Genomic DNA, 22,964 nt, shown 5'->3' with positions numbered 1-22,964 from the left:
CATGCAGGAGCCGAACGCAGAGACTGTCGCGACCTCACCGGAGGCGGTGGCATCCCGTCTCGCCGCTTCGCGTTATCTCGCCGACGACAGCCTGGCCACCGCCATCTTCCTGGCCATACGGCTGGGCAAGCCGTTGCTGCTCGAAGGCGCGCCCGGCGTCGGCAAGACCGAAGCGGCCAAGGCGATCGCGCAGCTGCTGGGCCGCGATCTGGTGCGGCTGCAATGCTATGAAGGAATCGACGCAGCACACGCGCTCTATGAATGGAACTACCAGCGCCAGTTGCTCGCCATCCGCCATGCCGGCGAGCACGAGATCGACATCTATGACGACCGCTTTCTGATCGCGCGGCCATTGCTGCAGGTGCTGCGGGCGCCGGAGCAGCGCGTGCTGCTGGTCGACGAGATCGACCGCTCCGACCACGAATTCGAAGCGCTACTGCTGGAATTCCTCTCCGACTTCCAGATCAGCATTCCCGAACGCGGCACCATCCGCGCCGAAGCGCAGCCGATCGTCATCCTGACGTCGAACCGCACCCGCGAACTGGCGGAGGCGCTGCGTCGGCGTTGCGTCTATCACTGGATCGGCTATCCCGACGCCGAGCGCGAAGCCGCCATCATCATGCTGCGCGCCGGCAATGTCGCCGAGACCACCGCGCGCGCCGTGGCGAATGCCGTGCAGTCGATCCGCGCGCGGCCACTGGCCAAGCCGCCCGGCATCTCCGAGGCCGTCGAATGGGCCAACGCCGCCACCATACTGGAGAAAGGCGGCAGCCCATGGCCGCAAGCCTTCCGCCGCGCCATCGGCGTGCTGATCAAGGACGAGGAGGATTTGTCCGCGATCGCGCCGGAGCTTGGCCACATTGTCGAGGAGGCGCTGGGGTGAGCCGGGACTTCGGCAATGCGCAACGCCGGCGGGACAGCGCCCCCCTCTGTCCTGCCGGACATCTCCCCCTCAAGGGGGGAGATCAGCTGTCATTGTGGCTTTCGCCAATCTCCAGAGTTGCAGACCTGAGCAAGTCGCCGAAGCCGCCAATCTACCCCCTTGAGGGGGAGATGGCCGGCAGGACAGAGGGGGGCGCGAAGGAATGATGCGTCAGGGAACCCTTCCTCTCGCCTCCGCGCCCTTCCTCCACTTCGCCCGGCTGCTGCGCCGCCACGCCTTTGCCGTCGCCCCCGAGCAGGTCTCCAGCTTCATGCAGGCCATAACCCTGCTCGGCCCGCGCTCCATGGCCGACATCCGTGAGGCGGCGCTCGCAACGCTTGCCCCCCCGCCCGATCGCCGCGGCGAATTCGAGGCGCATTTTCGCAATCACTTCCATGGCGATGGCCAACCCTCGATCGAAGGCGAGGAAGACGAGGAAACCCGCATCAAGGACGATCACGGCACGCGCCAGGAGGAGAAACAGACCACGCGCCAGGAGAAAGGCGGCGAACTGTCGTCGGCAATCGAACAGCTCAGCAGCCGCGACTTCCTCCGCGACAACGATGGCCTTGGGCCCTTCCGCCGCAAGCTCGCTTCAGCCCTCCCCGCGCGCCGCTCATTCCGCACCGTGCGCACCCATTCGCGCGGCAAGCTCGATCTGCGCCGCTCGCTCAGGGAAATCGTCAGCGCCGATGGCGATATCCCCTCGCCGCAGCTCCGCCGCCGCCAAACCGTTTCGCGCAAGCTGCTGATCCTGATCGATGTTTCCGGCTCGATGAAGCTGCATACATCGGATTATCTCAAACTGGCGCACGCCGCCGTACAAGGTGCTGACCGTGCCGAAATCTTCACCTTCGGCACGCGGCTCACCCGCATCACATCCGCACTGCGTATCCGCGATCGCGACCAGGCTCTCGCCCGAGCGGCGGCACTCGTCGACGACTGGGACGGCGGCACGCGCATGGGACCGACCCTGCTCGCCTTCCTCTCGGTGCCGCGTTTCTCAGCTTTCGCCCGCGGTGCCGCTGTGATCATCCTGTCGGACGCGCTGGAGCGCGGCGACCATGCCGATCTCGAGACCGCAATGCGCCGGCTGAGCGCCCGCGCCTTTCGCCTGTCGCTGGCCACACCGCTGGCCGGTGACCCGCGTTTCCTTCCCGCCACGGCAGCACTCCGCGCCATCCTGCCTAATCTCGACGATCTCATCGACGGCTCGTCGCTCGGGAGCCTCACCGATTTCATCCTGTCGCTCGCCCGCCCCGCCCCGGCGGCGTCGGCAATCTGGAAAAGGGTATCGTGATGCAGAAAGCCATCGACGCGCATTTCCACATCTGGCGCCAGCAGGACCAGCCATGGCTGGTCGGGCCGATGGTGCCGCGCATTTTCGGCCCCTACGAACCGATCCGCCGCGACTATCCGATCGAGGAATTTCTCGCCGATCAGCAAGGCGCAGGTGTCGAGAAGGCCGTCTATGTCCAGACCAACTGGGCCAAGGAGGATTTCGAAAAAGAAGTCGCCTTCCTGCAGAAGACTGCCGACGAGACCGGCTGGCCGCACGCTATCGTCGGCTATACCGATATGACCGTCGACGATGTCCGGCCCCAGATCGATCGATTGAAAAAGTACCCGCTGCTGCGCGGCGTGCGCATGCAGATGCATTGGCACGAGACGCCGGCCTTCCGCTTCGCTGCCTCGGCCGATCAGGTCATCGACCCCAAGGTGCGGGCCAATGTCGCGCGGCTTAAAGACTATGGCCTGTCTTTCGACCTGCAGCTTTTCCCTGCCCAGATGAAGGACGGGCTGACGCTGGTCGGCGAGAACCCGCAGATCAACTTCATCCTCACCCATGCCGGCATGCTGACCGGCTTGGAGCCGGAAACCACCGAGGCCTGGAAAGCCGGCCTGAGTACGCTATCAACAGCGCCGAACTTCTACGCCAAGCTGTCGGGCCTCGGCACCTTCGCCCACCGCAACGATCCGGCGTTGATTGCCTACATCGTCGACAATGCCATCGACATTCTGGGCGCTGACCACCTGATGTTCGGCTCCAACTTCCCGATCGAAAAACTCTGGACGACCCATGCCGAACTGATCAAGGCGCACCGCGCCGCGGTAGGCAAGCATGGCGCAGCCGCCGAGGCGGATATCTTCTGGAACACGGCCGAGAAGGTTTACAGACCGGCATAGCGCACTGCTTCCCCTCTCCCACAGGGAGAAGGGAAATCCGCCCCTCACCTCACTTCAAACTCGGGATCGACCGGAATCTGCATCGCCGTCACCAGATGGTTGGTCTGCCCGGCCAGCCCGATGATCGACACCATCTCGCCATGCTGCGCATCGGTCATGCCTTTGGCGCGGGCAGCTGCCGTATGCGAGTGGACGCAGTAGGAGCAGCCATTGGCGGTCGACACCGCGATATAGATCATTTCCTTGGTCAGCGGGTCGATGGCGCTCTCCGTGGCCATCACCACCTTCACCTGTTCCCATGTCCGTTTCAGCAAGGCCGGATCGTTGGCGAGACCACGCCAGAAATTGTTGACGAAATCCGATTTGCGCGTCGCGCGGATGTCATCGAACACAGCCTTCGCAACCGGGATTTTTTCGACCTCAGCATCGCTGAGGAGTTTTGTGGCGGCCATGGCGTTTCCTTTCGTTGAATCGGTGGATCAGGTGGTTGAATCAGGTCTCGAGCAAGGGCGGCTAACCGGCTATTCCGATTCAGTTTTTGATGCTGACAGAACCATGGCGATTGGCCGAAGCATCTCAGCTTCGTCATTCACGGGCGAAGCAGGCGCGAAGCGCCGTCGCGGAGACCCGAGGATGACGAAGGCGCTGAGGCCTTCGCCAATTGGCGACGTATGCGCACCCTCAAACACCGACCAGAAACCTAATGAACCGCCGCATACATGATCTTCTCCTCCGTCGCCTCGGCGGGCGAAAACTCCTCGACCATGCGGCCCTGCCGGCACACCAGAATCCGGTCCGACAGGTTCATGATTTCCGGCAGGTAGGACGAGATAACGACGACGGCCAATCCCTCGTCGGCCAGCCGGTTGATGATCTGGTGGATCTCGGCGATGGCGCCGACATCGACGCCGCGCGTCGGCTCGTCGAAGATCACGATACGCGGCTGCTGCACCAGCCCCTTGCCGATCACCACCTTTTGCTGGTTGCCGCCGGAAAGCTCGACCACGCGGGCATTGTCGTTGATCGCCTTGATGTTCAGCGTCTTCGTCCATTCAGCGGAAAGCGTGCGCATCTCCTGCTGGTTGATCACCCAGGCCTTTTCGCGGCCCGCCGCCAGCAGCCCGCCGAACAGGTTCTCGGCAATGCCCATCGTCTCGAAAATGCCCTCGCTTTTGCGGTCCTCGGTGACGTAGACGATGCCGTCGGCGACCGCCTCACTGGGCACGAGATAGCGCACCGGCCTGTCGTCGAGTTCAATCGCGCCACCGCGCAGGAAATCGCGCTTGTAGATGCCCGACACGATCTTGAAGGTCTCGGTGCGGCCGGAGCCGATCAGCCCGAACACGCCGGTGATCTGTCCCTCGAAGATCGAGAAGGAGGTGTTGCGCACGACATTGCTCATCGAAATGTCCTGCACCGACAGCACCTTCTTGCCGGCCTTGCGCAGCCTGGCCTCGTCGCGCTGGCGATAGATCTGTCCCGACAGTGTACGCCCGACCATGGCGGCGACGATCTTGTCGCGATCGAAGGCCGATGTGTCGTCGGTTATGACCAGCTCGCCATCGCGCAGGATTGTGATGCGGTCGGCGATCATCAGCGCCTCTTCCAATGCATGGCTGATGAAGACGATCGAGACGCCGTTCGCCTTCAGCCGCCGGATCAGTGCGAAAAAGTGCCGCTTCTCCTCCGGCGTCAGCGTCGCCGTCGGCTCGTCGAAGATGATGATCTCGGCATTGTGGTGAACGGCGCGCGCGATCTCGACCATCTGACGCTTGGCCGCGCCGAGCGTTGCCACCATGGCGTTCGGGTCGACCGGGAAGTTCAGCGATTGCAAAAACTGTTGCGCCGAAATGTAGGTGCCGCGCAGCCGGTTGAGAAACTTTTCGGTGCCGAGATAGAGGTTCTGCGCCACTGTCATCGACGGCACTAGGCTGGTCTCCTGGAACACCATTGCGATGCCGGCCTCGAGCGCCGCATGCGGCGAGGCGTAGGCGATCTCGCCGCCTTTGTGGAACATCTTGCCGGAAGTGGCGTCGACGACGCCGGCAATGATCTTGGTCAGCGTCGATTTTCCGGCGCCATTCTCGCCGAGCAGCGCGTGGATTTCGCCCTTGCGCAGTTCGAAGCTGACTTGTCTGACCGCGGGCACGCCGCGATAGTTTTTGGTGACGTTTTCCAGGCGCACGATCGGTTCCATCAGAGACCTCCTGCGTCGATGGCCAGCACGCAATCGCCGCCCCTGGAGGCGATGAACAGGCGGCCGTCCGTTTCCGCCACGCTGCAGATGCCATGGCGCCTGCCGTCGGCGCGGCTGTGCAGGCTGAATTGCGGCTGCATGTTCTGATCGAGCCTGACCACCAGCCCATAGGAGCGGCTCGGCGACCAGGGCTTGTGGATGCCCATGGTGCGGATGCCGCCGCATTGCAGCGGTTCGAGGAAGCTGCGATTGGAGGCCAAAGCCGGCGCGATCCAGTAGGCCGGCGCCACCTGGTCTAGCATGTCGCGCCGATAGTGGGTTTCCTGGAGAACGAATTCGATCAGCCGGTTGCGTGGCGCGAACAGAGCCAGCCACGCGCCGCCATCGCCGGCCGGCGCGAGGCGCGCGGGATAGCCGGGCAGATGCGTCAGCACGGTCGAGCGGCTACCGGTCGCACCATCGAAGCGAACGAGCTGATGGCGCCAGCTTTCGCTGACCAGCACATCCCGCCCAATGGGATGCAGCCCATAGGGAAAGGCGATATCGCCGGCCACTTTGCGGAACTCGGCGGCGGCCGCGTCCCGCCTCCAAAGCGAACCGGACGCGCCCTTCTTCATCAGGTCGGCGGCCCATTGCGACGACGTGTGCTCAGCCGAGCCATTGGCCAGCCACAACGTGCCGTCGTCTGCATAGGCAAGCGCGGTGATGCAGCTGACGCCGGCCGGCAGCGAAACCTCCTTGCCGGCAACCAGCAGCTTGCCGCTTTCCAACCCCACCGTCAGTTCGCCCGACAGTGATAGAGCCAGCGCCGTGATGGGGGAAAGAAAGGTCCCGACAACTTTCGGCTCCACCCCTGCGGCAAGCGAATATACCGCATTGCCGCTGGAAACGAGCAGCCGGCCATCGGCAACCAGAAGATTGTCGGGCTCCGTCAAATCGGCGAACACTGGCGCCTCGTCCAGCCGCGTGTTGGGACGGAAGGCACCGTCGAGCGGTGGGATGGTCACCGCCTTGCCACGAAACAGGTCGAGCACAGGATCGAGGATCATGGCTTCGCTCCCCAGTAAGAAGCGGAGCTGGTCCAGTTCGGGTCGGCGCCCGCAATCTTGTAGCGGCCGATGCGGTTGTTAAGGATGCCGCCGACGAACAGGAAACCCTTGTGCTCGCGCATCGAGGTGACCATCGGATGCGCGCCGCCGGTGAGGTCGCCCATCGCCTCGACAATGCCGCCCTTGTCGTTGAATTTCACCACGCCGCCGGTGTTGATGTTGGGGAACAGCCACTCGTCCTGCGGCAGCCGGCGCGTCATGCGCTTGCGCATATCGGGATGGCGCAGCGACAGGTCGAAGCTCGGCGTGCGCATGCCGAGCCATGCCATCCAGTAATTGCCGTCCGACGCCCGGTTGATGTTGTCGGGATAGCCCGGCATGTCGCGGATGACGCATTCGGCGGTGCCTGCTTTCGGCCCTTCCAGCCAGTATCGATGCACACGGCAGGCCCAGCTCTCAGCGAAGAACAGCGACTTCCCGTCATGCGCCATGCACACGCCATTGGTGTAGCGGTAGCCGTCGAGCAGTGTCTTCGTCGAACCGTCCTTCGGGTCATAAACCAGCAGCCGGCCGGTGGCGCGGTTCTCGATCGAGTCCAGCGCCCAATCGTGGGCGTCATAGCGCTTGGTGGAGTCAGTGAAATAGATCCGCCCGTCCGGCGCGATGTCGCAATCGTTGGGGTCGCGCAGCCGCGCATCGTCGACGATCGAGGTCCAGGAACGCGACGTCTCCGCCGACAGGCGTTTCACATCCCGATCCGGCGAGACGGAATAGAGCCCCATGGCGCCGACGCAGCTGATCAGATTGCCCGATTTGTCGAAGGCCAGGCCCAGCGGAAAGCCGCCGATATGGGCAAACACCTCCGATTTCATATAGTCCGGCGCGAAGAAGCGGACGATCTCGCCATGGCGCGTGCCGCAATAGAGATGGTCGTCGCGGTCGAGGATGACGTCTTCCGGCCCTTCCAACTCGCCGAGCCCGATATGGTCGGCCGCCGACAGCCGGTTGTCGAGCGCGTAGGGCGTGCCTGAGCCCGGCACCGCAGACTGTGTCTCGCCCATCTTGAGATAGACCGGCGCGACATAGACTTCGTTGAGCACCTTATGGCGGTTCTTCAGCCAGCGGATGTCGATCGTCACCGCCACCGCCAGCATGATGCCCAGCACCATCTGGTTGGTGCCGGTGCCATAGCCCAGCCGGATCAGCCCGTTGGTCATGGTCAGCACGATGATGGCGCCCATCAGCCCCTTGATGACCGAGCCGCGGCCACCACCCAGGCTGACGCCGCCGACCACCGCCGCCGTCAGCGCCATGATCTCAAGGTTGAGGCCGGTGCCCGGCCCTGCCCCACTCAGGCGGCAAGCGATCAGGAAGCCGCCGATCGAGGCGCAGAAGCCGGAAAAGACATAGGTCATGAACACGGTGCGACGCACGCGAATGCCGGCATTGTGCGCCGAGCGCCTGGATCCGCCGACCGCCAGCACATGCCAGCCCGGCCGTGAGCGCGTCAGCGCGATATGGGTGACGATGGCAAGAATGATCGCCAGCCACACCGAGACCGAAAGCCCCCAGAAGGTGCTGTCGCCGATGAAGTCGAGCACATCGGATGTCGCCTGGGAAAGCTGCACGTCTGCGGCATAGGTGGTGACGAGAATATCGAACAGCGCCCGGCCAAAAATGAAGGTGACCAGCGTAGTCAGAAAGGCGCGCAGCCTGAGATAGCCGACGAGGTAGCCGTTGACGGCGCCGAAGATGAGCCCGGTGGCAAGCGATGCCGCCAGCGCCAGCCAGATAGACTGTTCGAGGATGAAGAAGACATAGACGGCGGAGAAGCAGGACAGCGCGAAGATCGAACCGACGGACAGATCGATGCCGCCGCCCAGCATCACCACCGTCATGCCGGTGACCACCATCGAGAACTCGCCGAGCTGGCGGGTCGATTCCTGCAGCGAGGTCAGCTTGAAGAAGCCGGGAATGATCGAGCCGAACACGCTGAGCGTCGCCACCAGCGCCAGGAACGGAATGGCGTTGTCGGTCCAGCGTTTTGTCAGGATCTCGCCGACCAGATGGTCGGGCACGAGATTGTAGCGCCAGGACTGGAGGCGTTCGCGAAAGGACATCGGCGGCTGCTATTCCATGAGGGAACGAGGTGACCGGATTGTCCAGTCACCTCGTTTATTTCAGTCGAAAAGCGCGGCTTACTTCGCCGCCGCTTCGGCCTGCAGCGCCTTCAGGTCCCAGCAGCTGTCGGGCTTGAGGTCGGCCTTGGTCGTAGCCTTCTCCAGCGTGTAGATGTAGGTGTGCGACGTGCCGGCCGGCTGGCCGCTCTGCAGCAGGAACTTGATGATAGCGTTCATGTCGCCGGACTGGCGGGCAAGGTCTGTCATGACAACGGCGCCATAGGTGCCGTCCTGCAGCTTGTCGCAATCGGCCGCCTTTTCACCGCCGCCGGTGGTGACCAAAAACACCTTGCCGTCGAGCTTAGCGTCGCGGATGGCGGCGGATGCGCCGGTGGCGTCGCCATCCCAGAAGTCGATGATAGAGCAGATGTCCGGGTTCTGCTGCAGCATTGTCGTCGTCACGTTGCGCGACGTCGTCGGATCCCAGTTGGAGTCGGGCTTGGCCACGACTTTGAAGTCGGGGTGCTTCTCCAGCACCTTCATGATGCCGGCATACTGGTAGAGACTGGACGAGTTGGCCTGATCACCCTGCACAAGGCCGATCTTCTTCGACGAATTCTCGCCGCAGCCCTTGATCGCCGCTTCGGCCTCGAGTTGGCCGAGCCGGTCCCAGTCACTGCCGACAAAGGCGTCGGCCGGGAAGTTGGCGGGATTGTCGACCAGTATGACGTAGGTTCCGGCAGCCTGCGCCTTCTTCATCAGCTTGGAATAGGAGTTGAGATCCGGCGCATGGATGATCAGCACGTCCGGCCTTGTGTCGGACGAGATCGCGTCGGTGATCGCCTGTGCGCCGGCATCGACGACCCAGTTCGGATCGCGTGTTTCGAAGGTGCCGCCCCAGGCCTCGACTTCCGTCTTCAGATAGTGCGACCAGCCCTGCGCAAGGTCGAAGCCCATCGCCAGCGGCACCAGCATGACGCGCTTGCCCTTGAGCGCCTGCGCGTATGCGGCCGGGCCCGGATCGTCGGCGGCGAAGGTCGGCGCGACGAAGGCGGTAGCGGCAAGCGCCGTGGCGGCCGCCATCAGTGTTCTGATCAGTTTCATGTCACATCCTCTGTTTTTCACTTATTGCCGGCCGGTCCGCATGACCCGTCGGGTACCCCTTAGATGTCGCCCTGCTGCGCGGTCTGTTCGTCGCGCGGATTGATGATGCCGTCGACGATGATGGCTCCGAGCAGGATCGCCGCCTTGATCAGGTTTTGATAGAGCAGCGGAATGTCGATGATGGTCATCGCGTTCGACAGGATGCCGATAAGTGCAGCGCCCACCAGCACATTGCGCACTCCGCCCCGCCCGCCGGACAGGCCGATGCCGCCGATCACCGCCACCAGCACGATGTCATAGAGCAGCGTCGAGTTGACGACGCGGGTGTTGATCGAGTGCAGGCTCGACGCCGTCAGCAGGCCGGCGATCAGCGCGACGAAGGCCGAAACCACATAACGCAGCACCAGCATTGGCCGCACCGGAATGCCGATGTTGCGCGCGGCGACCGGATTGTCGCCGGCGAAATAGATGTAGCGGCCCCATTTGGTGTAGCGCAGGAACAGGAAGAACAGGAAGGCGAGCCCGGCGAAGACGAACACTTCGATCGGAATGTCGAGGAAACGCAGGCCGCCGAGCAACTCCACCCAATGGCCCTGAGGCACCGGCACCGCATCCTGTGTGATCAGTTGCGAGCGGACATAGCCGAAGACGAAGGAGCCGGTCGCCAGCGTCACGAAGATCGCCGGCACGTCGGCATAAGCGACGAGAAAACCGTTGAGCAGGCCGATGGCGAGCACGCCTGCCAGCACATAGGCGAAGGCGAGCCCATCAGGCGTTCCGGCGTTGAGCAATTGTAGATACCAGGCGACCGACATCGCCATGATCGCCACCGCCGACAGGTCGATGCCCCTGCCGATTATGACGACCGCCATGCCGAGCGCCAAAATGCCCAGCACCGACACCGAGCGGACGATGGCAACGAGATTGTTGGCAGCGATGAAACCAGGCAGCCCAATGGCAGCGGCGACGAACAGCACCACGGCGATGGCAAAGACAATGCCTTCCTGATTCAGGCTCCTGACATTTGGCCAGCCAATCGTGTTCATGTCTGCATTCGCCCCGATGGCAGCTCTGCCACCCCTTCCGAGAAAGCTAATCGGCTCGGCGCCGCTTCGTCAAATGAATCCGCGCTCGGAACACCCGTTGGCAGTGATAATCTTCCAGTGGACGCACCGATTGCTAGAACTGGCGCAATCCTAGGAAAAGGCTGCGCTTTTGGCATTTGGTTGCACCATTGCGCGTATGCGCGAAGGTGCCGTTCTGAGGCGAAAGCACAAGGCGGAATTAATTGCCGCCTGAGCGGCGAAAATTGCGAATTCAGGTCCTGGACGTGTGGCCTGAAACTTCGGCGCCTGCACCGGGCGGCAGCACGAGGAACCGCAACGCCGCCGCCAGCCCGATGGCGCCGATGACCAGGAAGGCGATGCGAAAATCGACGAGGTCGAGCGCCGGCCGGTGCCTGACGATCTGCGACAGGTTCAGAATGGCAGCCGCCACCGCTACGCCGAACAGCATCGACATCTGCTGCAGCATGGACGACAAAGTTGCCGCCGAGCTGCGCTGCGCCGCATCGATATCGGCGAAGGCCAGAGTATTCAGCGCTGTGAACTGCATCGAGCGCGTCAGGCCGGCGATCAGCATCAGCGCTACCACCAGCGCCTGCGGCGTCTCCGGCGAGATCGCCGCGCAGGCCATGATCGAGGCCGAGGCGATCAGGCCGTTGACGACCATGACCGTGCGAAAACCAAAGCGCCGCAGCGTCGGCGTCGTCACCGTCTTCATGCCGAGATTGCCGAGGAAATAGGCCAGGATCATCAAGCCGGCATCGACCGGCGAAAGGCCAAAGCCGACCTGAAACAGCAGCGCCAAAAGGAACGGCGTGGCGTTGATCGCCACGCGAAAAATGGTGCCGGCGGCAAGCGTAGAGATGGCGAAGGTCTGCACCCTGAACGCGCTGAGATCGAGCAGCGGATGCGGCGCGCGCCGGAGATGCCGCACCGCCAGCCAGCCGATGACGATGCCGGCGGCAACCAGCAGCACGGCGGGCAAGGCGCCGTCTTCCGGATGTGCGATGCGCTCAAGGCCGTAGAGCAGCAGCGCGAGCCCCAGCGACGTGAGGAAAAACCCCGGCCAATCCAGCGGCTTGGGATCGGCCGCGCGGTCGCCCGGAATGAAGCGCGCGACCAGCGCCAGCCCGACGAGCCCAAGCGGGATGTTGATGAAGAAATTCCAGTGCCAGGAGAGATAGGTTGTGATGAAGCCGCCAAGCACCGGCCCGACCACGGGCGCAAACAACGCCGGCCAGGTGATCAGCGCCGTGGCGTTGAGCAGCTCCGATTTCGACGCATTGCGCAGCACCAGAATTCGCCCGACCGGCGTCATCAGCGCGCTGCCAAGGCCTTGCACGACGCGAGCGGCAACGAACTGAGGCAGACTTTGCGAGAAGCCGCAGGCCAGCGAGGCCAGCGTGAACAGTACGATCGCCAGCAGGAAGATGTTGCGCGCGCCGAAGCGGTCGGCAAGCCAGCCCGACAGCGGCACGAACACTGCCATGGTCAGCATATAGGCGGTGATGCCGATGCTCATCGCCACCGCCGGCACGCCGAAGGATTGTCCCATCTGCGGCAGCGAGGTCGAGATGATCGTCGAATCCAGCAGCTGCATGAAAAAGGCGATGGCAACGATCAACGCCACGCGCCGCGCATTGCTGGCGGTTACGGCGGAGGCCTCGGTGTCGGGAACGGCAGTCATGGCGAACCGCGTTGAACAGCATATGGCTGGCCCCGTCCAGAGCTTATCCAACAAACTTCCGTGTCGGCTCGCAGCCTGTTATGGATGGGCGGGCGGCCAAGGACATTGCATGAAGCCTATCTATATCGACTACCTCAATGGCCTCGATATCGAAGCCCTGGAGATGACCGACGGCGAAATCATTGCCGCTGTCGAAGCCGGGCTTATCGCGCAAGGCAATGGCCAGACGGTGATAGAGCCCCGCGTCCATCTCGAGCCCGATCCCTCCTTCCACGGCCACTTCAATGTGCTGCGCGGCTACGTCGCGCCGCTCGATACGGCCGGCGTGAAGATCGTCGGCGATTATGTCGACAATTATCTGCACGGCCTGCCCTCGGAATTCGGCATCCTCAATCTGTTCGATCCGCGCACCGGCACGCCGCGCGCCATTCTCGACGCCACCGTCATCACCGACATGCGCACCGGCGCCGTCACCGCCATTGGCGCCAAACATCTGGCGCGCAAGAACTCCAAGGTGCTGGCCCATATCGGCGCGCGCGGCACCGCCTATTGGAATGTGCGCCTGCTCGACCATCTCTTCGACTTCGACGAGATCCGCGTCCATTCGCGCCGCCCGGAAAGCCGCGACGGCTTCGCCGCCAAACTCTCGGCCGATCTCGGCAAGAAAGTTACCGCGGTTGCCGACTGGGAAAGCTGCATCAAGGGCGCCGACATCGTCGTCGAGGCCTCGCGGCTGCCGGAGCCGCAGCCGCTGCTCAAGACCGAATGGATCAAGCCCGGTGCGCTGGTCGTGCCCTATGGTACGATGAGCGCGGTGGAGCTGTCATTGACCGACATCATGCAGAAAATGGTCGTCGACGACTGGGGCCAGTGCAAAGGCGGCAAGTTCGGCTCGCTGCGCGCCCATGTCGAGACCGGGCGGCTGAGCGAAGCGACGCTGCACGCCGAGCTCGGCCAGATCGCTGCCGGTCTCAAGCCGGGACGCCAGAGCGACGACGAGACGATCCTGTTCTGGCATCGCGGCCTGTCGCTGTCCGACATTGCGCTGGGCAAGGCGATGCTGGCCAAGGCTGCTGATAAAGGCATCGGCCAGAGGCTGCGCTTCGCATGAGCGCGCTCGTCCTCACCGGCGCCGGCGTCAGCGTCGAGGACGTTGCGGCGGTCGCCCGCGGCGGCCGCAAGGTCGAGGTTGAACCGACAGTCATCGAGAGGCTCGACAAAGCGCGAAAAGTGCTCGATCAGGTCGCCGCGTCCGGTCAGCAAATCTATGGGCTCAACACCGGGCTCGGCGCCAATCTCGGCACATCGGTCGAGGGCGATGCCAGCGCCTTCCAGCGCCAGTTGCTGGAAGGGCGAAGCGGCGCTGTCGGCGAACCGTTGCCCCAAGAGGCGGTGCGGGCGACCATGCTTGCGCGCGCAGCGATGCTGGCAGTCGGCGGCTCCGGCATTTCGCCGGCGGCTTTCACCGCCCTTGTCGATGCGCTCAATGCAGGCGTGCATCCGGTAATGCCGCAGTTGGGCTCGATCGGCGCCGGCGATCTCGTGCTGATGGCGGCGCTCGCCCGTCTGCTGACCGGCGACGGCGAAGCTGACTATCAGGGTCGGCGCATGCCGGCGGCCAAGGCGTTGATGATGGCGCGGTTGGCTCCGATCAGCCTGGCGCCGAAAGACGGCCTGTCGCTGATCAACGCCTCGGCGGTATCAGCCGGCACTGGCGCGTTGGTACTGGCCGACGCGCTGTCGGCCTTTGCGCAACAGCAGCAGGCCGGCGCGCTGACCATGGAAGGGTTTGGCGCCAACCGCACCATCCTCGATCCGCGCCTGCATCTGGCGCGGCCGGCAGCCTGCCAGCAACTCGCGGCCAAGGGCTTGCGCTACCTGCTTGCCCGCGACGAAGAGCCGGCGCCGACCACCCTGCAGGACCCGCTGTCGATCCGCTGCATGCCGTCGATCCATGGTGCATTGATCCAGGCGATCGACCAGGCGCGGCTGGCGCTGGAGATCGAACTCAATGCCGCCGCCGACAATCCACTGGTGCTGGGCGATGACGGGCTGGTTCTGTCGACCGGCAATTTCCACACCGCATCGCTGGCGCTTGCCTTCGAGACGCTCGGCCTGGCGATCGCGCAATGTGCCGCGGCAAGCGTTGCCCGCTTCATCCAGCTCGCCGGCTCCGGCCGCAACGGTCTGCCCAGATATCTGTCGCCGGTTGGCGGCGCCTCGGCCGGTTTCGTGCCGCTGCAAAAGACGGCAACGGCAATCCTGGCCAGCATCCGCCACAAGGCCAATCCGGTGATGCTGGATTTCCTGGCCGTGTCCGAAGGCGTAGAGGACCACGCCACGCAGACGCCGCTTGCCGTGTCGAAATGCGCTGGGATGATCGCGCTGTGGCGCCGGCTGATCGCCTTCGAACTGATGGCCGCCGCGCAAGCCGTGGACCTGCGCGACGGTCTCAAGCTGGCGCCCGGCACAGCAGCGGTCCATACCGCGGTGCGCGCGCATGTAGCGATGCTGAGAGAGGACCGGCCGCTGGGAACGGATGCCGAGGTGCTCCATGCCATGCTCGCCGACGGAACATGGCAAGGTGCAGCGATGATCGGCAAGGAGGCCGAGTAGTCAGCCCTTTGCGTCCACCCGTTTCATGAACAGGCTGAGCTCGGCCGGATCCATGCGCACGACATGCCTGTCTTCCGGATAGGCGCCGCTATCGACGTCGGCAACGTACTCGGAAAACGCCGCGACGCGTTCCGCCTGCAGACGATCGTACTCGGCGGCGAAGTTGCGGTAGACCTTGGAATGGCGCGGCATGTGGCCCCGGTTCTGGCCAAGAATATCGTCGGCAAACAGATATTGCGCGTCGCAGCCGGTGCCCGCACCCATCGACAGCATGATCAGCGAGGTCCGTTCCGAGATCGCCTTCGCCACCTCGATCGGCACCACTTCGATCTCGGCGCCGAGAGCTCCAACGGCCTCATACTGCTTGACCGCCTCAAAAATCTGCATGGCGGTGTCGGCGGTCTTGCCGACGGCCTTGAAGCCGCCGGTCCAGGTGGCGCGGGACGGAATGAGGCCGACATGGCCGATGACGGGGATCGCGTCGTCGGCGAGCCGCTTCACGGTGGCGAAACCGGCGCTGCAATAAACGGCGTCGGCGCCGGCCTTGTAGAGCCGGAACGCCCAGCGCAGGAAATCGTCCGCCGTGCCGATCTCATAAAAATTCTCGCCCGGCATGGTGAACAGGCTGGGCGCCGCATCGCGATACTCAGGGTTGAGCACCAGCTCGGGCGGCACCGAGACGATATCGACCCCTGCCCGCTCGGCAGCCTCGGCCTCGTCCATGGTCAGGACGCGCAGCATGGTCAGCTGGCGCTTGCCCTTCATGGCGCGCAGATCGGCGACGGTCGGTCTCTTTCGGCTCATCGGGATGTCCCTGTTGGCTGGTTGCTTTTCCCGGTCACCTTACCGGCCCCGTAACAGGCCGGATAGAAGGCGGGTGGTTTATTCGCTACTCGGCCGCCGCCGACATATCGAGCTCGTGAAATTCACCGCGATAGGGCCGCGCCGTCGGCGGCAATTCGCGCTTGAGGAAATAATCCTCGTACCGCAGCTGCTTCAGCAGCACCGGCCAGACCTCGCGATAGGCATGCCACATGGACGGGTTCGCCGCCGGCAGGTCGTGCTTGACCAGCTCGTGCAGCCTCGGCAGCGCATGGTAGGGCACCATCGGAAACATGTGATGCTCGACGTGGTAATTCATGTTCCAGTAGATGAAGCGGCTGACCGGGTTCATGTAGACGGTGCGCGTGTTCAGCCGGTGGTCGACGACATTGTCGGCCAACCCGATATGCTGCAGCAGGCCGGTCAGAACCATGTGCCAGCTGCCATAAAAACGCGGCAGGCCGATCAGCACCAGCGGCAGCCATGAACCCAGCGCGATCGCGAGGGCGATCGTCGCAACGTACACGGCGACATGCCAGCGCGCCGCCGTGATGGCCTTGCCCTGTTCGGTCTCAGGAATGTAGCTCTTTTCGTCGTCCGACAGCTTGCCCAACGCCTGGCGCGCCAGGATCGGCAGCGAATAACGGAAATCGAGAATGCCGGTGAAGGCAAGCGCCGCCTTGACCAGATTTGGCGGCCGCATTACCGCGATCTCGGCGTCACGGCCGACGATGATCGTGTCGGTGTGATGCCGCGCATGGCTCCAGCGCCATTGCACCGGATTGCGCACCACCATGAAGCTGGCGATTTCGTAGATCGCATCGTTCATCCAGCGTGTGCGGAAGGCGGTGCCATGGCCGCATTCGTGCCAGCGCGAATCGCTCGACGATCCATAGAGCACGCCATAGACGAGCAGGAACGGCACCACCCACCACGTGCCCCAGAACCACACGATGCCGGCGGCCGAGCCCAGGATGGCTGCGATCCAGATCACCGTATCGCGGATCGCCGGCCCGTCGGAGCGCTGCATCATTTCCTTCATTGCCTTGCGCGGCACGTCGGTGTGATACCACTCGGCCGAGGCCAGCCCGGTCTCGATCGCCCGGCGGGTGCTTTCGCCGACCAGGCCGTAATCGCGCTTTGTCTTGGCCGTCGCCATCACCGTCTCGCCCTGCCCTTAGAGACCGTTGGCGCGGAATTTCCCGTCGAGGAATGTCTTTGCGCGCGGCACGTCGTCCTCTGTCAGATGCTCGATGATAACAGGGATGTTCGGGTGCTTCTCACTGAGCCGCTGCAGATAGAGATCGTAATTCAGCGATCCCAGCCCGGGCGCCGGCAGCTCGATCTCGCCGACGCCGCGGAAGGTCAGCCCCTCATGCGCGTCCGCGTCGCCGATATCGGCATGCTTCTCGGTCTTGTCGCTGCCTGAGCGCTTGACGTCCTTGGCGTGCGCGATGCGGATCTTGTCGGCCAGCGTGTCGAACACCTGGTTCAGCACCTGGTCCATGCGGTCGATATTGTGCGCCTCGAAATAATTGGTCGGATCCATCAGCAGGCCGAGGCCCGGATGGTCGACCTGCGCGAACATTTTGACCGTCTCCTCGACCGAACCGACGACATTGTTGACATAGGTTTCGAGCAGGAACACCGCGCCATGGTCGTAAGCCGTCTGGGCAAGATCCGAGATCACCTTGCGGCATTCCTCGAAGCCTTCCTCGGTCTTGTTTTTGGGATGATGCACCCAGTCGGATTCGGTGTTGTAGGTGCCGGTCTCCGAGATCACGTAGGGCGAGCCGAAGTCGCGCGCATTGCGGATGATTTCCTTGAGATAGCCGACGCGCTTCTCGCGCTCGGATTTGTCGGGATGGATGATGTTGGTGTAGCCCGAGATGCAGCAGACCGGCAGATTGTGGTCGCGAAACGTGTCGCGCACTGTCCTCGCCTTGTCCCCGGTGATCTGCCCGGCCGTGAGATCGACATCCCTGAAATGCATGTCGAGCTGCACTGTGTTGAAGCCGAGTGCACGGATGCGGCGGGCGGCCTCCGCCAGCTCATAGGGGAAATAGCCGGTGAAGATACCTGCCTGCATCATGATGTGAACTCCTCCCGGTAAGCGATTCAGCCGCCACACTATTCGGCGGCATGTTCAGTCGATCGATATCTCGGACAGTTTGACGGTGCGGCCTTGCGCCATCGAGCGGTAGCCCGCCTCGACCAGTGCCATTGTCTTGACGTTATCGGCGACGGAGAGCGCCGGCGGCGCGCCTGTCTTCACCGCATGCTGCAATTGCTCCATCACGCCGATGAAGGCATGCGGGAACCACATCGTGTCCCAGCTCGGGCTGACCCATTCGCCGCCGGTCGTCTTGGTCGACGCATAGGTCAGCGTCGAGGCCACGCCTTTCGGCCAGCCGATCGTGCCTTTGGCGACACCCTTGGTGCCGTCGACGCGCCAGTTGATGTGCTGGTCGTCCTCATAGCCCTCCTGGCGCGGTCCGGACCAGACATCCTCCAGCGACACGGCGAGCACGCCGGAGGGAAAGCGCAGCGTCGAGACGGTGATGCCGTCTGAATGGTCGAATGTCGTGCGCGGATCCTTGCGCGTCAGCGTGGTGATTTCCGAGGGATCGCCGAACAGGAAGCGCAGCACGTCCAGATGATGCACGCTCATATTGGCGAGCGTCAGCCGGTCGTAGTCCTGAAGGAAAGTCTGCCAGTGCGGGATCGCATGCATGTCGATCTGCGCAAAGACGATGTCGCCCAGCGCGCCGCTGTCGATGATCTGCTTCAGGACGCGCATCGACTGGTCGTAGCGCATGTTCTGGTTGACCGAGAGGATCTTGCCTGACTTGGCTGCCTCGTCGCGCAGCTTCACGGCTTCATCGACCGACAGCGCCAGTGGCTTCTGCGCCAGGATCGCCTTGATGTGAGGCTGCTTCAGCGCATGGCGGATCAGCGCCGGCTGCTGGTCGGGCGGAAAGGCAAGGTCGACGATCTCGACCTCAGAATCCTCGATCAGCTGTTCCGGTGTGTCGTGGACGGTCGCAATGCTCCAGCGCTTCGCCACCTTCTCGGCGCTGGTCTTGGTGCGCGAGGCGATGGCGACGACTGGGAAACCGGCCTGCGCATAGGCGGCAAGATGGCATTCGGCCATGATCATGCCGGCGCCGATGCAACCGATCCGGTATTCGCTGGTGCGAACCCTCACATCCGGCTCGAAACCCTGGCCTGCCATCCATTCCTCCCTTGGACGACAGGATATAACGCCATGGCCGGCCCATCAGCCAAGGTCCGCTCCATCAATTCCCATCAGAACCATGCCGGGGTGACGGTGCGAACTAGTTTGCGGCAATCAGCACGGTGCTTTCCGGCGACCAGCTGAGCATTACATTCTGGCCCTCGGCCAGCCGGTCACTGCCGGTATTCTGGACGATGACTTTCAACGTCTGGCCGGCACGCTCGACGAAATAGGTGCTGTTGTTGCCGGCGAAAATGCGCTTGGAGATCTGGCCCTTCAGAGCGTTGGCATTGGCCGCATCCGCAACCCCGGCATCGGTGGCGATGCGAATGCGTTCGGGACGCACGGCGCAGCTGGCCTTCGTACCGGCGGCAAGCCGATCACCCACCCCGGCGGCGATCGCCGTGCCGTCAGGCAGCCGGATGCCGTTGCCGGTCGCATCGCCGCGAAAAATGTTTGCGTCGCCAAGGAAGGTGGCGGCGAATTCGCTCTTCGGCCGGTCGTAGATTTCCTCCGGCGGCCCTTCCTGCACGAGCCTGCCGTCCCGCAATATGCCGATGCGGTCGCTCATCGTCAGCGCCTCTTCCTGGTCGTGGGTGACGAAGATGGTGGTGATGCCGATCTCGCGCTGGATGCGCTTCAGCTCGATCTGCATGTCGACGCGCAGCGCCTTGTCGAGCGCGCCGAGCGGCTCGTCGAGCAACAGCACGCGCGGCTTGGTGACGATGGCGCGCGCCAGCGCCACACGCTGGCGTTGGCCGCCGGAGAGCTGGTGCGGCCGGCGCTCGCCGAGCTTGCCGAGCTGAACCAGATCGAGCGCGCGCTGCACTTCGGTGGCGATCGTCGCTTTCGTTTCGCCGCGCACCGACAGGCCGAAGGCGACATTATCGGCGACGCTCATATTGGGAAACAGCGCATAGTTCTGGAACACCATGCCGATGCGCCGCTTTTCGACCGGCACCCGTTCGACGCTCTCGCCGCCAATGGCGATGCGGCCGGAGTCGGGAAAGTCGAAGCCGGCGATTTGCCTGAGCAGCGTGGTCTTGCCGCTGCCCGAGGGGCCAAGCAGCCCATAGAAACCGCCATCGGCGAAATCGATGGAGACGTGGTCCAGCGCCTTGTGCGCGCCAAAACTGCGGGAGACGTTCGATACCTGCACGCCGGCCATTATTTCTCTCCGCCGAATTTGAAGAAGCGCGCCGTGAACAGCATCAGCGCCATCGACACGACAATGATGATGGTCGAGACCGCGTTGATCTCGGGCGTGAACCCCTTGCGGATCGCGGCGTAGATTTCGACCGGCAGCGTCGTCTGCCCCGGCGTCGCCAGGAAGTAGGAGACGACAAACTGGTCGAACGACACGGCAAATGCGAACAAGCCGCCGGCAATGACGCCGGGCATGATCCACGGCAGCGTCACACGCGCGGTCACCTGCCACTGGTTGGCGCCGAGCGAGCGCGCCGCCTCTTCCAGCTCCGGTGCAAAAGTCTGCAGCCGGGCCGAGACGACGACGATGACATAGGGCAGCGCCAGCGCCACATGGCCGAGCAGGATGGCTAACAGGCCGCGGCCAATGCCGACGCCGAAGAAGAAGATCAGCATCGCCGTGCCGGTGATCAGCCACGGAATGGCGATCGGCGGAAACAGCAGCGCCTGCAGCACTTTCTTGCCGCGGAAGTCGTAGCGGAAGAGCGCCAGCGAAGCGGCCGAGCCAAGCACCACTGAGATGAGCGTGGTGATGACCGCGATCTCGAGGCTGTTCCAGGTCGCCGCGATCAGCTGGTCGTTCTGCCAGAGCGAGGCATACCATTCCGTCGTCCATTCGAACGGCAATTGGTAGAAGGGCGAGACGTTGAACGACATCAGCGCCATGATGATGATCGGCAGATAGAGGAAGACGAGCAGCAGTCCGATGTAGAAGCGGCCTAGTCCTTCGATTATGCGGGTCGTCATCATCAAGCAGCCCTCCGCAGCACCGGCGAGGCAACCGCCAGGATCACCAGCACCACCGCCAGCAGGATGAAGGAAAGCGCCGCCCCCAGCGGCCAGTTGAAGACGGCGACGAACTGGTCCTCGATCACCGTGCCATAGAACGTGCCGGTGCGGCCGCCGAGAATGCGCGGCTCCATGAACGAGCCGACGACCGGCACGAAGATCAGTGCCGCACCTGCCACCAGGCCGGGCATAGACAGCGGGATGATCACCCGCTTCAGCACCTGCAGCCGCGAGGCGCCCAGCGAACGTCCGGCCTCGATCAGCGAGTCGTCGATGGCCTGCAAAGTGAGGTAACAGGTCAGCACCATGTAGGGCACGTAGGAGTGCACCAGGCCGATGATGACTGCGGGGTAGGAATACATCAGGTCGATGTTGATATTGAACGGCAGCACGGCGTTGAGCGCCGTGTCGAGGATGCCGCCCTCGCGCAGCACCATCGCCCAGGAGAAGATGCGCACCAGCCCGTTCGACCAGAACGGCAGGATGACCAGCAGGAAGATCGCCTCCCGGCTGCGCCCCTTCAGCACCTTGGCCAACACATAGGCTGCGGGATAACCGATGACGACGCACCACAAAGTCACTTCGAGGCCGAGCCGCAGCGAAGCGAGCAGCAGCGTCAGGTACAGGCTCTGCGAGAAGAAGGCGGCGTAATTGCCAAGGGTCAAGGCCCACGGCTTTCCCGACAGCGGCAGGTCGGTCATGAAGGAGAAGAACACCATGGCCGAGAGCGGCAGGAAGATCGCCACCGTCAGCCAGAGATAGGCCGGCGCCAGCAGCGGCAGGGCCGATCTCAGCCCGCTGCGCGACGCGACCGCACCCTGTACCGCCATGATACCCTCCTCCCCAGGATTGAAGGGCCAGCCGGCGCCAACCGCCGGCTGGTCCGGACGTGAGCGTTACTTCACGTCGACTTTGAGCTGCTGCCACAGCGCCAGATAGGCCTCGCGCTGCGCGTCGGTGATCGGCGCCTGGAACTGGATGCGCTTGGCCACCTCGGGATCGCCCATCACCTTGCGGTTGAAGGAGTCTTCAGGCAGCGCTTCCACCGCCTTGGTGTTGGCCGACACCGGAGCGCCGACCTTGGTGACCCATTCGACATAGAATTTCGGATCGATCATCCAGTTGATGAAGGCCTGCGCACCTTCGACATTCTTCGAGCCCACCGGGATCGAGAACGCGTCGAGCCAGGCGACGGCGCCTTCCTGCGGAACGACCAGCGAGACCGGCAGCTTGAAGTGGGTCTTGGCGCGATCGGCCGAGCCGCTCCAATAGGTGCCGATGTCGATCTGGTTGGAGGCGACCATCTGGTTCCAGTCGTTCTCCGAACTCCAGAACGTCTTGATCTGCGGCATCAGCGAGGTCAGCTTCGCCTTGACCGCTTCCATATCCTTGATGTCGTTGATATTCTGACCGGTGGCGATGGCGCCGAACTGCACCGCTTCGACAGCGTCGTCGCGAATGACGACCCGGCCCTTATGCGCTGGGTCCCACATTTCGGCGATCGAGGTCGGTGGCTTGTCGAAGGACTTTTCGTTGATTGCCAGCGCCGTCAGGCCCCACACCCACGGCACGCCATAGACCTTGCCGTCATGGTCGAGCATCGGCGATTGCGCCTTGTCCTTGCTGATGTCGGCATAGTTCGGCAGCTTCGAGACATCGATCGGCTGGATCAGCTTTTCCGCCATCGCCTGATCGTTGAAGGCGGCGTTGATCATGACCACGTCATAGAGGCCCGGATTGGTGCGGATCTTGGTCAGCATTTCCTGTTCGGAATTGAAGAAGTCGTTCACGACCTTGTTGCCGGTCGCCTTTTCGAAGGCTTCGATCGCCCACGGCTCGTCGGCGCCGTAGCCCTTCCAGTTGAGCACATGCACTTCGGCGGCACTGGCGGCCAGCGTGAGCGCGGAGGTGATGACGGCGGTCGCCGTCAGCAGGGCAGTCAGTCTTGGCATGCGCATGTTCG

20 protein-coding genes are annotated in these 22,964 nt (G+C 63.5%); 5 read left to right on the top strand and 15 right to left on the bottom strand.

All coding sequences use genetic code 11. From position 1 onward, the window contains the following. Position 1 precedes the first annotated feature (1 nt). From NLY43_RS28650 to NLY43_RS28640, 3 genes are all read left to right on the top strand, one after another. Complete coding sequence (locus NLY43_RS28650; RefSeq protein WP_023712096.1) at positions 2-883, top strand: AAA family ATPase; 882 nt, start codon at positions 2-4, stop codon at positions 881-883. Between the two features lie 202 nt (positions 884-1,085). Further along, positions 1,086-2,222, top strand: a complete 1,137-nt coding sequence (locus NLY43_RS28645; protein WP_023712097.1) for a vWA domain-containing protein — start codon at positions 1,086-1,088, stop codon at positions 2,220-2,222. After that, on the top strand, positions 2,222-3,109 hold the full coding sequence (locus NLY43_RS28640; protein WP_023682245.1) for an amidohydrolase family protein: 888 nt from the start codon (positions 2,222-2,224) through the stop codon (positions 3,107-3,109). Before NLY43_RS28645 ends, NLY43_RS28640 begins: the two co-directional genes overlap by 1 nt. Before the next feature lie 44 nt (positions 3,110-3,153). Here NLY43_RS28640 and NLY43_RS28635 read toward each other — a convergent pair whose 3' ends face one another. The 7 genes from NLY43_RS28635 to NLY43_RS28605 all read right to left on the bottom strand — a co-directional run bounded on the left by NLY43_RS28635 (position 3,154) and on the right by NLY43_RS28605 (position 12,330). Beyond that, positions 3,154-3,561, bottom strand: a complete 408-nt coding sequence (locus NLY43_RS28635) for a carboxymuconolactone decarboxylase family protein (protein ID WP_023668181.1) — start codon at positions 3,559-3,561, stop codon at positions 3,154-3,156. Between the two features lie 248 nt (positions 3,562-3,809). Further along, the gene (locus NLY43_RS28630) at positions 3,810-5,306 is read right to left on the bottom strand and encodes a sugar ABC transporter ATP-binding protein (protein ID WP_023690778.1); all 1,497 of its coding nucleotides are present in this window, start codon (positions 5,304-5,306) and stop codon (positions 3,810-3,812) included. After that, positions 5,306-6,355, bottom strand: a complete 1,050-nt coding sequence (locus tag NLY43_RS28625) for an NHL repeat-containing protein (protein ID WP_023690777.1) — start codon at positions 6,353-6,355, stop codon at positions 5,306-5,308. The genes NLY43_RS28630 and NLY43_RS28625 overlap by 1 nt, the downstream gene beginning before the upstream one ends. Further along, on the bottom strand, positions 6,352-8,475 hold the full coding sequence (locus NLY43_RS28620) for an ABC transporter permease (protein WP_023690776.1): 2,124 nt from the start codon (positions 8,473-8,475) through the stop codon (positions 6,352-6,354). The genes NLY43_RS28625 and NLY43_RS28620 overlap by 4 nt, the downstream gene beginning before the upstream one ends. 78 nt (positions 8,476-8,553) lie before the next feature. Further along, complete coding sequence (locus tag NLY43_RS28615) at positions 8,554-9,579, bottom strand: sugar ABC transporter substrate-binding protein (protein ID WP_023668177.1); 1,026 nt, start codon at positions 9,577-9,579, stop codon at positions 8,554-8,556. A gap of 59 nt (positions 9,580-9,638) precedes the next feature. Continuing rightward, a complete protein-coding gene (locus tag NLY43_RS28610; RefSeq protein WP_023668176.1) occupies positions 9,639-10,625 on the bottom strand; it encodes an ABC transporter permease in 987 nt (328 codons plus the stop codon). Positions 10,626-10,896: 271 nt separating this feature from the next. Continuing rightward, on the bottom strand, positions 10,897-12,330 hold the full coding sequence (locus NLY43_RS28605) for a DHA2 family efflux MFS transporter permease subunit (protein ID WP_023712098.1): 1,434 nt from the start codon (positions 12,328-12,330) through the stop codon (positions 10,897-10,899). A 109-nt stretch (positions 12,331-12,439) separates the two neighbouring features. Here NLY43_RS28605 and NLY43_RS28600 point away from each other — a divergent pair, with 109 nt between their 5' ends. Further along, positions 12,440-13,441 (top strand): ornithine cyclodeaminase family protein, encoded by a 1,002-nt coding sequence (locus NLY43_RS28600; RefSeq protein ID WP_023712099.1) that lies wholly within the window; start codon positions 12,440-12,442, stop codon positions 13,439-13,441. After that, complete coding sequence (locus tag NLY43_RS28595) at positions 13,438-14,946, top strand: HAL/PAL/TAL family ammonia-lyase (protein ID WP_023712100.1); 1,509 nt, start codon at positions 13,438-13,440, stop codon at positions 14,944-14,946. The genes NLY43_RS28600 and NLY43_RS28595 overlap by 4 nt, the downstream gene beginning before the upstream one ends. Here NLY43_RS28595 and NLY43_RS28590 read toward each other — a convergent pair whose 3' ends face one another. From NLY43_RS28590 to NLY43_RS28555, 8 genes are all read right to left on the bottom strand, one after another. Next, the gene (locus NLY43_RS28590) at positions 14,947-15,750 is read right to left on the bottom strand and encodes a 3-methyl-2-oxobutanoate hydroxymethyltransferase (RefSeq protein WP_023682254.1); all 804 of its coding nucleotides are present in this window, start codon (positions 15,748-15,750) and stop codon (positions 14,947-14,949) included. A gap of 85 nt (positions 15,751-15,835) precedes the next feature. Next, positions 15,836-16,927: a fatty acid desaturase family protein gene (locus NLY43_RS28585; RefSeq protein WP_023712101.1), complete on the bottom strand. Its 1,092-nt coding sequence runs from the start codon at positions 16,925-16,927 to the stop codon at positions 15,836-15,838. A gap of 18 nt (positions 16,928-16,945) precedes the next feature. Then, entirely contained in the window at positions 16,946-17,860 is a 915-nt protein-coding gene (locus NLY43_RS28580) for a sugar phosphate isomerase/epimerase family protein (protein WP_023705643.1), read from the bottom strand. Positions 17,861-17,914: 54 nt separating this feature from the next. Beyond that, entirely contained in the window at positions 17,915-19,003 is a 1,089-nt protein-coding gene (locus NLY43_RS28575) for a Gfo/Idh/MocA family protein (RefSeq protein WP_023712102.1), read from the bottom strand. A 103-nt stretch (positions 19,004-19,106) separates the two neighbouring features. Continuing rightward, entirely contained in the window at positions 19,107-20,174 is a 1,068-nt protein-coding gene (locus NLY43_RS28570; protein ID WP_023712103.1) for an ABC transporter ATP-binding protein, read from the bottom strand. After that, complete coding sequence (locus NLY43_RS28565) at positions 20,174-20,962, bottom strand: ABC transporter permease (RefSeq protein WP_023712104.1); 789 nt, start codon at positions 20,960-20,962, stop codon at positions 20,174-20,176. Before NLY43_RS28565 ends, NLY43_RS28570 begins: the two co-directional genes overlap by 1 nt. Further along, positions 20,962-21,831, bottom strand: coding sequence for an ABC transporter permease (locus NLY43_RS28560; protein ID WP_023712105.1), 870 nt, complete (start codon positions 21,829-21,831; stop codon positions 20,962-20,964). Before NLY43_RS28560 ends, NLY43_RS28565 begins: the two co-directional genes overlap by 1 nt. A 66-nt stretch (positions 21,832-21,897) precedes the next feature. After that, positions 21,898-22,959 carry an ABC transporter substrate-binding protein gene (locus NLY43_RS28555; protein WP_023687931.1) on the bottom strand — a complete coding sequence of 354 codons (1,062 nt, stop codon included), beginning with the start codon at positions 22,957-22,959 and terminating at the stop codon, positions 21,898-21,900. Positions 22,960-22,964 lie beyond the last annotated feature (5 nt).

It is taken from the genome of Mesorhizobium sp. C416B (assembly GCF_030323165.1).
Lineage (GTDB): Bacteria > Pseudomonadota > Alphaproteobacteria > Rhizobiales > Rhizobiaceae > Mesorhizobium.
This window is presented reverse-complemented; position numbering and strand designations above follow the sequence as displayed.